The sequence below is a fragment of the Streptomyces sp. NPDC017448 genome (assembly GCF_044330565.1).
In the GTDB taxonomy this organism is placed as follows: domain Bacteria; phylum Actinomycetota; class Actinomycetes; order Streptomycetales; family Streptomycetaceae; genus Streptomyces.
In genome coordinates this window covers 664,859-677,759 of sequence record NZ_JBIRLM010000001.1, presented here as the reverse complement: position 1 = coordinate 677,759, position 12,901 = coordinate 664,859, and the positions used below count along the sequence as shown (strand labels likewise).

At 74.0% G+C, this 12,901-nt stretch carries 13 protein-coding genes; 10 read left to right on the top strand and 3 right to left on the bottom strand.

The window, feature by feature from the left end; translation table 11 throughout:
* Positions 1–199: 199 nt before the first annotated feature.
* The gene (locus ACH4K1_RS03075) at positions 200–1,840 is read left to right on the top strand and encodes a phospho-sugar mutase (RefSeq protein WP_398085929.1); all 1,641 of its coding nucleotides are present in this window, start codon (positions 200–202) and stop codon (positions 1,838–1,840) included.
* 216 nt (positions 1,841–2,056) lie between these two features.
* Here ACH4K1_RS03075 and ACH4K1_RS03070 read toward each other — a convergent pair whose 3' ends face one another.
* Positions 2,057–2,695: a PH domain-containing protein gene (locus ACH4K1_RS03070; protein WP_398085927.1), complete on the bottom strand. Its 639-nt coding sequence runs from the start codon at positions 2,693–2,695 to the stop codon at positions 2,057–2,059.
* 226 nt (positions 2,696–2,921) lie between these two features.
* Here ACH4K1_RS03070 and deoC point away from each other — a divergent pair, with 226 nt between their 5' ends.
* The 3 genes from deoC to ACH4K1_RS03055 are packed head-to-tail and all read left to right on the top strand — an operon-like array spanning position 2,922 to position 6,251.
* Positions 2,922–3,869 carry a deoxyribose-phosphate aldolase gene (gene deoC / locus ACH4K1_RS03065; RefSeq protein WP_398086583.1) on the top strand — a complete coding sequence of 316 codons (948 nt, stop codon included), beginning with the start codon at positions 2,922–2,924 and terminating at the stop codon, positions 3,867–3,869.
* Positions 3,870–3,874: 5 nt separating this feature from the next.
* Positions 3,875–5,311, top strand: coding sequence for an aldehyde dehydrogenase family protein (locus ACH4K1_RS03060; RefSeq protein WP_398085925.1), 1,437 nt, complete (start codon positions 3,875–3,877; stop codon positions 5,309–5,311).
* Positions 5,304–6,251 (top strand): aldehyde dehydrogenase family protein, encoded by a 948-nt coding sequence (locus ACH4K1_RS03055; RefSeq protein WP_398085923.1) that lies wholly within the window; start codon positions 5,304–5,306, stop codon positions 6,249–6,251. Before ACH4K1_RS03060 ends, ACH4K1_RS03055 begins: the two co-directional genes overlap by 8 nt.
* A gap of 111 nt (positions 6,252–6,362) precedes the next feature.
* Here ACH4K1_RS03055 and ACH4K1_RS03050 read toward each other — a convergent pair whose 3' ends face one another.
* A complete protein-coding gene (locus ACH4K1_RS03050; protein WP_398085920.1) occupies positions 6,363–6,782 on the bottom strand; it encodes a hypothetical protein in 420 nt (139 codons plus the stop codon).
* Positions 6,783–6,844: 62 nt separating this feature from the next.
* On the opposite strand from ACH4K1_RS03050, the gene ACH4K1_RS03045 reads away from it, so the two are divergent.
* A complete protein-coding gene (locus tag ACH4K1_RS03045; protein WP_398085918.1) occupies positions 6,845–7,555 on the top strand; it encodes a uridine kinase in 711 nt (236 codons plus the stop codon).
* A 266-nt stretch (positions 7,556–7,821) separates the two neighbouring features.
* On the opposite strand, the gene ACH4K1_RS03040 is transcribed toward ACH4K1_RS03045, so the two are convergent.
* Complete coding sequence (locus ACH4K1_RS03040) at positions 7,822–8,598, bottom strand: SigE family RNA polymerase sigma factor (RefSeq protein ID WP_398085915.1); 777 nt, start codon at positions 8,596–8,598, stop codon at positions 7,822–7,824.
* 182 nt (positions 8,599–8,780) lie between these two features.
* Here ACH4K1_RS03040 and afsQ1 point away from each other — a divergent pair, with 182 nt between their 5' ends.
* The 5 genes from afsQ1 to ACH4K1_RS03015 all read left to right on the top strand — a co-directional run bounded on the left by afsQ1 (position 8,781) and on the right by ACH4K1_RS03015 (position 12,741).
* On the top strand, positions 8,781–9,458 hold the full coding sequence (gene afsQ1 / locus ACH4K1_RS03035; protein WP_006127084.1) for a two-component system response regulator AfsQ1: 678 nt from the start codon (positions 8,781–8,783) through the stop codon (positions 9,456–9,458).
* 53 nt (positions 9,459–9,511) lie between these two features.
* A complete protein-coding gene (locus ACH4K1_RS03030) occupies positions 9,512–10,984 on the top strand; it encodes a sensor histidine kinase (RefSeq protein WP_398086582.1) in 1,473 nt (490 codons plus the stop codon).
* Complete coding sequence (locus ACH4K1_RS03025) at positions 10,981–11,670, top strand: hypothetical protein (protein WP_398085912.1); 690 nt, start codon at positions 10,981–10,983, stop codon at positions 11,668–11,670. Before ACH4K1_RS03030 ends, ACH4K1_RS03025 begins: the two co-directional genes overlap by 4 nt.
* Positions 11,671–11,869: 199 nt before the next feature.
* Positions 11,870–12,442 (top strand): VanZ family protein, encoded by a 573-nt coding sequence (locus tag ACH4K1_RS03020; protein ID WP_398085909.1) that lies wholly within the window; start codon positions 11,870–11,872, stop codon positions 12,440–12,442.
* Positions 12,443–12,534: 92 nt separating this feature from the next.
* On the top strand, positions 12,535–12,741 hold the full coding sequence (locus tag ACH4K1_RS03015) for a PspC domain-containing protein (RefSeq protein ID WP_398085908.1): 207 nt from the start codon (positions 12,535–12,537) through the stop codon (positions 12,739–12,741).
* The last annotated feature ends 160 nt before the right edge of the window (positions 12,742–12,901 follow it).

Sequence of the window (12,901 nt, the reverse complement as noted above, 5' to 3'; positions counted from 1 at the left end):
TCCCGGTCCGCCGGGCCCCCCGGGGCCTGCCCGGCGGGCCGGGACCGGAGACTCCGCCGGGGGAACGGTCCCGCCGACCGGGCCGGGCCGGGCGCCGCGCCCGCCTCCCCGGCCCGGCCCCCGCCCGCTCCGCCGCCTTCTTCGTACCCGCCGTCCCGCACCACCGAAGACTTCCGCCCACCCCCGAAAGGCGCTCCCCGTGCAGCACGACCTCATCGCACAGGCCAGGACCTGGCTGGCCGAGGACCCCGACCCCGAGACCCGCGACGAACTGGCCGCGCTGATCGAGGCGGGCGACGTCCAGGAGCTGGCCGGCCGTTTCGCGGGCACGCTCCAGTTCGGCACCGCCGGCCTGCGCGGCGAGCTCGGGGCCGGGCCCATGCGGATGAACCGGTCCGTGGTGATCCGGGCGGCGGCGGGCCTCGCCGCGTACCTGAAGGCCCAGGGGCAGGAGGGCGGGCTCGTCGTCATCGGCTACGACGCCCGCTACAAGTCCGCCGACTTCGCGCGCGACACCGCGGCCGTGATGACCGGTGCGGGGCTGCGCGCCGCCGTGCTGCCGCGCCCGCTCCCCACCCCCGTCCTGGCGTACGCCATACGGCATCTGGGCGCGGTCGCCGGGGTGGAGGTCACCGCCAGCCACAACCCGCCGCGCGACAACGGCTACAAGGTCTACCTCGGCGACGGTTCGCAGATCGTGCCCCCCGCCGACGGCGAGATCGCGGCCGCCATCGCCGCGGTCGGCCCGCTGACGGACGTCGTACGCCCCGAGGACGGCTGGGAGACGCTGGGCGAGGAGGTCCTGGACGCCTACCTGGCCCGTACGGACGCGGTGCTGGCCGCCGGGAGCCCCCGTACGGCCCGGACCGTCTACACGGCGATGCACGGCGTCGGCACGTCGGTGGTGACCGCCGCGTTCGAGCGGGCCGGCTTCCCCGCGCCGGTGCTCGTCGCCGAGCAGGCCGAGCCGGACCCGGCGTTCCCCACCGTGGCCTTCCCCAACCCGGAGGAGCCCGGCGCGATGGATCTCGCCTTCGCCACCGCGCGCCGGGCCGCGCCCGACCTGGTCATCGCCAACGACCCGGACGCGGACCGCTGCGCCGTCGCCGTGCCCGACGCCTCCGCGGAGGGCGGCTGGCGGATGCTGCGCGGCGACGAGGTGGGCGCGCTGCTCGCGGCGCACCTGGTGGAGCGGGGCGTCTCCGGCGTGTTCGCCGAGTCGATCGTGTCCTCGTCGCTGCTGGGCCGGATCGCGGAGCAGGCGGGCCTCGGGTACGAGGAGACGCTGACCGGGTTCAAGTGGATCGCCCGGGTGGACGGTCTGCGGTACGGGTACGAGGAGGCGCTCGGCTACTGCGTCGACCCCGAGGGCGTACGCGACAAGGACGGCATCACCGCCGCCCTGCTCGTCGCCGAGCTGGCCTCCGTGCTCAAGGAGCGGGGCCGTACGCTCCTGGACCTGCTGGACGACCTGGCGCTCGCCCACGGGCTGCACGCCACCGACCAGCTCTCGGTGCGGGTGGAGGAGCTGACGGTCATCGCCGACGCCATGACCCGCCTCCGCCAACAGCCGCCGACCGCCCTCGCGGGCCTGGCGGTCACCTCGGCCGAGGACCTGACGCGGGGCACGGACCGGCTTCCGCCCACGGACGGGCTGCGCTACCAGCTGGAGGGGGCCCGGGTGATCGTCCGCCCGAGCGGCACCGAACCCAAGCTGAAGTGCTACCTGGAGGTCGTCGTCCCCGTGGCGGAGGCGGCCGGGCTGCCCGCCGCGCGGGCCCGGGCGGCGGAGCTGCTCGCCGCGATCAAGCGGGACCTGGCGGCGGCGGCCGGGATCTGAGGACCGGCCGGGAGGACGACGGACGAGGGGCCGGTCCGGTGGGAGCTTCCACCGGACCGGCCCCTCGTCCCTGACCGCCTGCGGTCGCGCCGGGAAGCGTTCAACCGTCAGCGGGTGCCCCCGAGAAGCGTTCAGCCGTCCGCGGACACGCCGGAGAAGCCTTCGGCGGTCATGTCGGAGAAGCCTTCGGCCGTCAGCGGGTACGCCGGGAGCCCGTCAGCCCGCCGCCCACACCACCGCGAGCACGACGGCACCGGCGACGGCAGGGGCCATCACCTCGTACGCCCAGCGCACCGCGACCCCGGCCGCACCCTCCGGCGTCGTCCCGCCCGCGCCCTCGGCCAGGTCCCGCAGGTCGCGGACGGTCTGGTCGGCGGAGGCGGTGCGGGCGGCGGAGTCGCGGACATCGGCGCTGACCGACGTCCGGCCGTAGGGGTCGTCGTGCGCGGCGCGGGCCGCCGTGCGCGCCGCGCGCTTGCGGGCGCGCAGCGAGACGGGGATCGCCCAGAGCTGGTACTTCGTGCCGTCCTGGGCGAGCAGCTCGGAGGAGTAGGAGGCGCGCACGTCGGCGACCTCGGTCCAGGGGAGCAGGATCGTCCGGAACGGGTTGCGGACGCGGATGCGCTCGTCGTTCACGAAGACCGCGGGCCGCAGGGTGAAGGCCACGACCAGCGGCACCAGGAGCAGCAGAGCCCCCGCCGCGAGCCACGGCACGCGCCCCTCGCCCCGGATCATGGCGTCGCCGGCCATCCAGGCGATCAGCAGGAGCAGCAGCACCCCGCAGACCAGCGCGGAGACGGACCGGTAGGTCCGGTCGGCGTGGGGCGGCTCGGCGGGAGGTGTGGGGCTCGTCATGGGGCGATTCTGCCTGACGGGCGCGGAAGGCGGTGGAGCGGCCGTCACGCGGCGGCGCCCCGGGGCGCGGGGGCGGGGGCGCCGGGGCGCGGGGCCTGTCGGCGACCGCGCGCCGGACGTACCGGGCGGCGGCACGCGGGAGCCTCCCAGGCCGGGTGCGGAACGCCCGGATGAGCCAGCCCCCTGTACAGGTCGCTACGCGCGTAGATATGCTCCTCTGGTGACCATGCCCACCACTGCTTCCGCATTTTCCGACGCGACGGCGTCCGACAGTGCGCTGCGCCGCTTCCTGTCCGGGCTGCCCGGCGTCGACGCCGTCGGCCTCGAAGCGCGCGCCGCCGCCCTCGGAACCCGTTCGATCAAGACGACGGCCAAGGCGTACGCCATCGATCTCGCCATCTCGATGATCGACCTGACGACGCTGGAAGGCGCGGACACCCCGGGCAAGGTCCGGGCCCTCGCCGCCAAGGCCGTCAACCCCGACCCCACCGACCGGACGACCCCGCGCACCGCGGCCGTCTGCGTCTACCCCGACATGGCGGCCACCGCCGCCGCCACGCTGGCCGGCTCCGGTGTGAAGGTGGCGTCCGTGGCGACCGCCTTCCCGGCGGGCCGGGCGGCGCTGGACGTCAAGCTCGCGGACGTCCGCGACGCCGTGGCGGCCGGAGCGGACGAGATCGACATGGTGATCGACCGGGGGGCGTTCCTCTCCGGCCGGTTCCTGAAGGTCTACGAGGAGATCACCGCCGTGAAGGCGGAGTGCGGCTCCGCCCGCCTCAAGGTGATCTTCGAGACCGGCGAGCTGTCCACGTACGACAACATCCGCCGGGCCTCCTGGATCGGGATGCTGGCCGGCGCGGACTTCATCAAGACCTCGACCGGCAAGGTGGCCGTCAACGCCACCCCCGCCAACACCCTCCTCATGCTGGAGGCCGTGCGCGACTTCCGGGCGGCCACCGGCGTACAGATCGGCGTGAAGCCGGCCGGCGGCATCCGCACCACCAAGGACGCGGTGAAGTTCCTGGTCCTGGTGAACGAGACCGCGGGCGAGGACTGGCTGGACCCGCACTGGTTCCGGTTCGGCGCGTCCAGCCTGCTCAACGACCTGCTGATGCAGCGCCAGAAGCTCAGCACCGGCCGTTACTCCGGCCCCGATTACGTGACGGTGGACTGATAGCCATGGCATCCGCATTCGAGTACGCACCGGCGCCGGAGTCCCGTTCCGTCGTCGACATCGCCCCCTCCTACGGGCTGTTCATCGACGGCGAGTTCACCGAGGCCGCCGACGGCAAGGTCTTCAAGACCGTCTCGCCGAGCACCGAGGAGGTCCTCTCCGAGGTCGCGCGGGCGGGCGCGGCGGACGTGGACCGGGCCGTGAAGGCGGCCCGGAAGGCGTTCGGGAAGTGGTCGGCGCTGCCCGGCTCCGAGCGCGCCAAGTACCTCTTCCGGATCGCGCGGATCATCCAGGAGCGCAGCCGCGAGCTGGCCGTCCTGGAGACGCTCGACAACGGCAAGCCGATCAAGGAGACCCGCGACGCGGACCTCCCGCTGGTCGCCGCGCACTTCTTCTACTACGCGGGCTGGGCCGACAAGCTGGACCACGCGGGGTACGGGGCGAACCCGCGCCCGCTGGGCGTGGCCGGCCAGGTCATCCCGTGGAACTTCCCGCTGCTGATGCTCGCGTGGAAGATCGCCCCCGCGCTCGCCACGGGCAATACGGTGGTGCTGAAGCCCGCCGAGACGACCCCGCTCAGCGCTCTGTTCTTCGCGGACATCTGCCGCCAGGCCGGGCTGCCCAAGGGCGTCGTCAACATCCTCACCGGCTACGGGGACGCGGGCGAGGCGCTCGTCACGCACCCGGACGTCAACAAGGTCGCCTTCACCGGCTCGACCGCGGTCGGCAAGGCCATCGCGCGCTCCGTCGCGGGCACCGACAAGAAGGTCACCCTCGAGCTGGGCGGCAAGGGCGCGAACATCGTGTTCGACGACGCCCCGGTCGACCAGGCCGTCGAGGGCATCGTCACCGGGATCTTCTTCAACCAGGGCCAGGTCTGCTGCGCGGGCTCCCGGCTGCTGGTCCAGGAGTCGGTCCAGGACGAGGTGCTGGACGCGCTGAAGCGGCGGCTGTCCACGCTGCGGCTGGGCGACCCGCTGGACAAGAACACCGACATCGGCGCGATCAACTCCGCCGAGCAGCTGGCCCGGATCACCGCCCTGGTGGAGACCGGCGAGGCGGAGGGCGCGGAGCGCTGGAGCGCCCCGTGCGAACTGCCGTCGTCCGGCTACTGGTTCGCCCCCACGCTCTTCACCAACGTCACCCAGGCGCACACCGTGGCCCGGGACGAGATCTTCGGCCCGGTGCTCTCGGTCCTCACGTTCCGCACCCCGGACGAGGCGGTCGCCAAGGCCAACAACACGCAGTACGGCCTCTCGGCGGGCATCTGGACGGAGAAGGGCTCCCGCATCCTCGCGGTGGCCGGCAAGCTCCGGGCGGGCGTCGTCTGGGCCAACACGTTCAACAAGTTCGACCCGACGTCGCCGTTCGGCGGCTACAAGGAGTCGGGCTACGGCCGCGAAGGCGGCCGCCACGGCCTGGAGGCGTACCTCGATGTCTGACCGCGAACCGATCAACGGCTCCGCCGAGCGGCGGCTCGGCGTCTTCAAGACCTACAAGCTGTACGTCGGGGGCAAGTTCCCCCGCTCCGAGAGCGGCCGGGTGTACGAAGTGACCGACTCGAAGGGCGCGTGGCTGGCCAACGCGCCGAAGTCCTCCCGCAAGGACGCGCGTGACGCGGTCGTGGCGGCGCGCAAGGCGTTCGGCGGCTGGTCGGGCGCGACCGCGTACAACCGCGGCCAGGTCCTCTACCGCGTCGCGGAGATGCTGGAGGGCCGCCGGGAGCAGTTCGTCCGCGAGGTGGCCGCCTCCGAGGGGCTGTCGAAGTCCAAGGCGGGGGCCGCGGTGGACGCGGCGATCGACCGCTGGGTCTGGTACGCGGGCTGGACCGACAAGATCGGGCAGATCGCGGGCGGGGCCAACCCGGTGGCGGGCCCGTTCTTCAACCTCTCCTCCCCCGAGCCGACCGGCGTCGTCGCGGTCCTCGCGCCGCAGAGCTCCTCGCTCCTCGGCCTGGTGTCGGTGGTCGCCCCCGTCATCGCGACCGGCAACACGGTGGTCGTCGTCGCCTCGGCCGACGCCCCGCTGCCCGCGCTCTCGCTGGGCGAGGTGCTGGCCACCTCGGACGTCCCCGGCGGCGTGGTCAACATCCTGTCGGGCGCCACGGCGGAGATCGCCGCGCCGCTCGCCGCCCACCAGGACGTCAACGCGATCGACCTGACCGGCGCGGACGCCGTGCTGGCGAAGGAGCTGGAGATCGCGGCGGCGGACAACCTGAAGCGCGTCCTGCGCCCCCGGCCCGCGGACGGGGACGCGGCCGGCGCGGACGGTTCCGAGGACTGGCTCGCCTCCCCCGGCACGCACCGCCTGACGGCCTTCCTGGAGACCAAGACGGTGTGGCACCCCACGGGCGCCCTGGGGGCCGCGGGCTCCTCGTACTGACCCGGCCGCACCCCGTGCCCGGACGGGGCCGCCCTCCCACCCCGGGGCGGCCCCGTCCGCCGTCTCCGTACGCCGCGGGGTCCGGGCCCTCCGCCGGGCGGGGCCGGCGGCTCAGCCGGTGACGAGACCGGTCACCCGGCCCACCACGGGCAGCTCGCTCAGCGAGGCTCCGCTGGCGATGGGGCCGGTGACGATCGCGGTGGTCACCGGCTTGAAGTCGGCGATCTGGGTGCCCACGGCGTTGTCCAACGGGTCCGCCCCGGTGTTGGCCAGCGGATCGAGCTGGAGGTCGGTGACCGGGGCGACGCTGCTGGCCAGGGAGGTGCCGAGCGCGCTGGTCACCGCCGGCGCGGCCGTCTCGCCGACCGCCTGGAGGGCGGAGACCCCCTGGTCCGGGGCCTCCGAGAGGGTGGGCAGCTGCACGGCCCCCGCGGAGCCCGCACCGGCCCCCAGGGCCGCTCCCAGGGCGGTGAGCGTCAGACCGGCGCGCAGCAGGGCGCGGCGTTCGGGCTTGCGTGCGTGAAGTCCCATGTTTTCCACCTGATCGAACCTGGTCGGGTAATCGTCTGTGCGCGCAGCGTAGTTGAGGTGTGATGCTGGATACCAACGGATGCCCCGGGGGATCCCCTGCCCGGGTCAATGCCTCACACTTCTGTTCTGTGAGTTCCCAACCGATCCCGACCCGCGTCGTCCTGCTCGCCGGCCCCTCCGGCTCCGGCAAGTCCGTCCTGGCCGCCCGCACCGGCCTCCCGGTGCTGCGCCTGGACGACTTCTACAAGGAGGCGGGCGACCCGACGCTGCCGCGGGTTCCCGGCTCCACGGACGTCGACTGGGACTCCGCCGGGTCCTGGGACGCGGACGCGGCGGTGGCCGCCATCGCCGAGCTGTGCCGGTGCGGCAGCACGGACGTCCCCGTGTACGACATCGCCACCAGCTCCCGTACGGGCCACGAGACCTTCCACATCGACCGGTCGCCGCTGTTCGTGGCGGAGGGCATCTTCGCGGCGGACATCGTGCGGCGCTGCCAGGAGCTGGGCCTGCTGGCCGACGCGCTCTGCCTGCGCGGCCGTCCGACGACGACCTTCCGCCGCCGGCTGGTGCGGGATCTGCGCGAGGGCCGCAAGTCGGTCCCGTTCCTGCTGCGGCGGGGCTGGCGCCTGATGCGCGCGGAACGCCGCATCGTGGCCCGCCAGACGGCCCTGGGCGCGCACCCCTGCGGCAAGGAGGAGGCGCTGGGCCGCTTCGCCGCCGCGGCGGCGGGCCGGTGCCGCCGCGCGCACGTGACGGCGCCGGTCCCGGAGTAGGCCGCCCGGCCCGCGGGTGCGGCGCGGCCGAGGATCCCGACGGGTTCGGCGCGGCGGGCGGTCGAACACGGCGGGGCCGTACGGCCCCCCAGCCCGTACGACCCCGCCGTGTCTTCTCCCCCGCGGCCCCCGCCTCCCCCGAAGCGGCGGGCCCTCTCCCCCCGTTGTTCCCCCGTGTCCCCCGGGCCCCCTCGGCCCCCGTTTTTTCCTGCTCCCCCGTACTTCCCCCCGCGGCCCCCGCCTCCCCCGAGGCGGACGGCCCAGCCTCAGGCCACCAGCTCGCCGAAGGACTCCTGCTCGTCACGTCCGAAGCTGAGGACCTGGTCCTCGCGCAGCCGGCGCAGGGAGCGCCAGATGCTCGACTTCACCGTGCCGACACTGATGTCGAGGATGGACGCGATCTCCGGGTCGGTGCGGCCCTCGTAGTACCGCAGGACCAGCATCGTGCGCTGGAGTTCGGGCAGCCGGGCCAGTGCCTGCCAGAGCACCGCCCGCAGCTCCGTGCCGCGCATCGCGTCCGTGTCGCCCACCGTCTCCGGCAGCTCCTCGGTCGGGTATTCGTTGAGCTTGCGCCTGCGCCAGGCGCTGATGTGCAGGTTGGTCATGGTGCGGCGCAGATAGCCGCCGACCGCCGCCTTGTCGCTGATCCGGTCCCATGCCCGGTACGTCGAGAAGAGGGCGCTCTGCAGCAGGTCCTCGGCCTCGAACCGGTCTCCGGTCAGGTGGTAGGCGGCCGCGTACAGGGAGGCCCGCCGCTCCTGGACGTAGGCCGTGAACGCCGCTTCGGCGTCCGCGTTCTCCGTCCGGGTGCGAACCCCCGCGGCCTTCCCGTACGCGCTCGCCCCGTTGCCCCCCGCAGGCGCGTCGACGACCGCCATGAACGCCGGCGTGCGCCCCTGCTCGGCCGGCGGCTGGTGCTGACGCCCGGCGCTTCGGACGCACCCCCGCACCCCCCCGGTCGCGCCGGACTTCTCGCTGCTCCGACCGACGTCGTGGAGACGCGTGACAACTGCGCTTGAGCTGGTGCTGTGCAGTGCGTTCATCTCGCGCCCCCTATCGGTGGAGTCCGTTCGTTCCTTGCTGACCACGAGCTTGCCGGGGCAGTTTCATGGCGCTGTCCGCCGACTGTCACAGACCTGTCACAGGGGAGGCCGAGGCCGTGCCCGGACGATCGGAGCGGACCGCAGGTCGAACTGAAGCGCCCCCATGGGCCAGAATGACGCTCGTGCCTTTCCTGTTGCTGATCGAGGACGACGACGCCATCCGCACGGCCCTCGAACTCTCGCTGTCACGCCAGGGCCACCGTGTGGCCACCGCGGCGACGGGAGAGGACGGCCTGGAGCTGCTGCGCGAGCAGCGGCCCGACCTGGTCGTGCTGGACGTGATGCTGCCCGGGATCGACGGTTTCGAGGTGTGTCGGAGGATCCGCCGCACCGACCAGCTGCCGATCATTCTGCTGACCGCGCGCAGCGACGACATCGACGTCGTGGTGGGACTGGAGTCCGGCGCGGACGACTATGTGGTGAAACCCGTCCAGGGCCGGGTGCTGGACGCCCGCATCCGGGCGGTGCTGCGGCGCGGGGAGCGCGAGTCGACCGACTCGGCGACCTTCGGCAACGTGGTGATCGACCGTTCCGCCATGACCGTCACCAAGGACGGGGAGGACCTCCAGCTCACGCCGACCGAGCTGCGGCTCCTGCTGGAGCTGAGCCGCAGGCCGGGGCAGGCCCTGTCCCGGCAGCAGTTGCTGCGCCTGGTGTGGGAGCACGACTACCTGGGCGACTCCCGTCTCGTGGACGCGTGCGTGCAGCGGCTGCGCGCGAAGGTGGAGGACGTGCCGTCCTCGCCGACCCTGATCCGTACCGTGCGGGGCGTGGGTTACCGGCTGGACTCGCCTCAGTGACCGCAACCGTCGGACGGTCCCTGCGGGCCGGGCTGCGCTGGACCAGTCTGCGGATGCGGCTGGTCGTGGTGTTCGCGCTGGTGGCGCTGGCGGCGGCGGTCTCCGCTTCGGGGATCGCGTACTGGCTCAACCGCGAGGCGGTGCTGACCCGTACCCAGGACGCCGCGCTCGACGACTTCCGGCGGCAGATGCAGGACACCGCGGCGGCGCTGCCGATCCGCCCCACCAAGGACGACCTCCAGCGGGCCGCCGGGGAGATGGCGGACGGCAGCCCCGGTTACAACGTGCTGCTGGAGTCCGAGCGCGAGCGGGGCAAGCCGATCGTGGGCTACTCCGACCTGGACACCTTCACCCGCGCCCACGTCCCCGCCCCGTTGCAGGAGCAGGTGGCCCGCAAGCAGCCGCTGACGTCGAGCAACGACCACGAGTACCACCTGTTCTGGCAGCGCACGAGCATATCCGGCACCCCGTACCTGGTCGCCGGCGCGCGGGTCATCGGCGGCGGCCCGACGGGGTACATGCTCAAGTCCCTCGACCAGGAGCGGCAGGACCTCAACTCGCTGGCCTGGTCGCTGGGGATCGCCACCGCCCTCGCTCTGATCGGCTCGGCGCTGCTCGCCCAGGCCGCCGCGACGACCGTGCTGCGTCCGGTGCAGCGGCTCGGGGACGCGGCGCGCAAGCTCGGCGAGGGCAAGCTCGACACCCGGCTCGTGGTCTCCGGAACGGACGAACTCGCGGATCTCTCCCGTACGTTCAACAGGACGGCGAGCTCGCTGGAGAAGAGGGTCGCGGACATGAGCGCGCGGGAGGAGGCCAGCCGCAGGTTCGTCGCCGACATGTCGCACGAGCTGCGCACCCCGTTGACCGCGATCACCGCGGTGGCCGAGGTGCTGGAGGACGAGGCGGACACCCTCGATCCGATGATCGCGCCCGCCGTGCACCTGGTGGTCAGTGAGACCCGGCGGCTGAACGACCTGGTGGAGAACCTGATGGAGGTGACCCGCTTCGACGCGGGCACGGCCCGGCTGGTCCTGGACGACGTCGACGTGGCGGACCAGGTGACCGCGTGCATCGACGCGCGGGCCTGGCTGGACGCGGTGGACCTGGACGCGGAGCGCGGCATGATGGTCCGCCTCGATCCGCGCCGGCTGGACGTGATCCTGGCCAACCTCATCGGCAACGCCCTCAAGCACGGGGGGTCGCCGGTGGGCGTACGGGCGCGGATCGAGGGCGAGGAGCTGCTCATCGAGGTGCGGGACCACGGGCCGGGCATCCCCGAGGACGTGCTGCCGCACGTCTTCGACCGGTTCTACAAGGCCAGCGCCTCCCGGCCGCGGTCGGAGGGCAGCGGGCTCGGCCTCTCCATCGCCATGGAGAACGCGCACATCCACGGCGGCGACATCACGGCGGCGAACTCCCCGGACGGCGGCGCCGTCTTCACCCTGAGGCTGCCGCGCGACGCCGAGAGGATCGCACGCGACGACCGACCGGGGGCGGAGACCCCGGACGAGAACGGGGCGACGTGAAGCACGGCGACATCACGCACCCGGAGCGCGGCCCGCTCCGGCGGCGCACGGCGGCCGCTCCCGCTCCCTCGCGGCCGACCGTGTTCCGGCGGCGTACGGCGGCCTCACTCGCGGCCGTGGCGGCGGTCGCGGCACTGGTCTCCGGGTGCGGGATCCGTACGACCTCGGTGCCGGTGGACGCGGGCGCCGCGCCCTCCCGGGTGCCCTGCCGGCTGTCCGCGTCGGACGCCGCCACCCCGCCGCCGGGCGGTACGACCGCCAAGGTGTACCTGGTGTGCGCCTCCCAGCTGGTCACCGTCGAGCGTCCGGTGGCACGGCGCGCGGGCGGCGACGATCCGGTGGCGGTCGCCCGGGCGCTGCTCGCCGAGGCCCAGCGGGCGCCCTCGGCGGGCGAGCGGCGGGCCGGGTTCACCACCGCCGTACCGGTGGGTCTGCGGGTGGAGGGGGCGCGGGGCGACGACGTGGCGGGCGCGGTGCGGCTGAGCAGCCAGCCGGAGGACCTGTCGGCGGAGGCGCTGGCGCAGCTGGTGTGCACGTACGCGGAGAGCGAGGCGCTGGTCCGGGACGGTTCGGTGGTCCTGGGCGGCCCCGGGAACTACCCGCCGCGGGGCTATCTGTGCACCTCGCAGACGAAGGCCCGGCCGGGGGACCTGGCCACCACGCCGGACGCGGTCGGGCTGGACTGAGGCGGCCGCCCGGGGAGGGTACGGGGCCGCCGTCCTCCCGGGCCGCGGGTCCCGCCGGGCCGGCACGGTCCCGCCGGGCCCGGGGGCGTCGGGGGGCCGCGACCGCGCGGAACCGCACCCGAACCCGGACCCGGGGCGGTCGGACAGCGAGGGTGGACCGGGACCGTGCGGAACCGATCCCGCCGGTCATCGCGTCTTGGTGGACGTGCGGCACAGTTCGGACGGCCAGACCGTCATCCACGTCCGCGCGGCGGGGGTCACTCTCCTGGCCGCGCATCTCCTGCTCGTCGGGTGGCTGACCTTGCGCCCGCTGGACGTCCCCTGGATCACGGCGGCCAACTTCGAGCCGTTCGCCGGGATCAGGGCGGACCTCGCGCTGGGACCGGTCGAGGCGGTCCGCCGGATCGGCGGTGCGCTGCTGCTGCTGGCCCCGCTCGGGGTGCTGCTCCCGATGGCCGGGGGCCGGATCGCGGTCTCCCCGTGGCTCTCGCTGGTGCGTACGGCCGCCGCCGGGGCGCTGATCTCGCTCGCCATCGAGCTGGGTCAGACGGGGGTGCCCGGCCAGGTCGTCGACATCGACTCGCTGCTGCTGAACACCGCCGGGGTCGTGCTCGCCCACCTGCTGGTCGTCCCGCTCTGCCGGGCGCGGTTGCGCCGCCGGGGCTTTCCCGGGGCGCGGGACCTGTCGTACCACTGGCAGGAGACCCGACTCAGGGACGAGGCCCCTGGGGGGTCGACCCCGACGATTACCGGGGTCGGTCTCGCCCCGTAGAGCGATGTTTTGTCCCCCTTGACGGCGGCACCATGGATATATCGGGAGCGGGGAAAGCCGCTCCCTCCGCCCCGTTCGCGAAGGAGCCCGTCATGGCCGCACTCGTCCGTCCCAGCGAAGGCCGCATGATCGGTGGAGTGTGCGCGGGCCTCGCCCGGCGTTTCGGCACCTCCACCGGCACGATGCGCGCCATCTTCCTCGTCTCCTGCCTGCTGCCCGGCCCGCAGGTCCTGATCTACCTGGCGCTGTGGGCGCTGCTGCCCTCGGAGAAGTCCGCCTCCTCCGCGACGGCCTGGTGACGCTCGGCTTCACGGGGGCGGTGGACGCACGGTGGGGGGGGGCGCCCCCGGGGGGGGGGGGGGCCCCCCCCCCGCCCCCCCGGGCCCCCCCCCCCCCGGGGGGGGCGGGGGCCCCCCGGGGCGCCCCCCCCCCGCCGCCCCCCCCCCCCCCCCCCCCCCA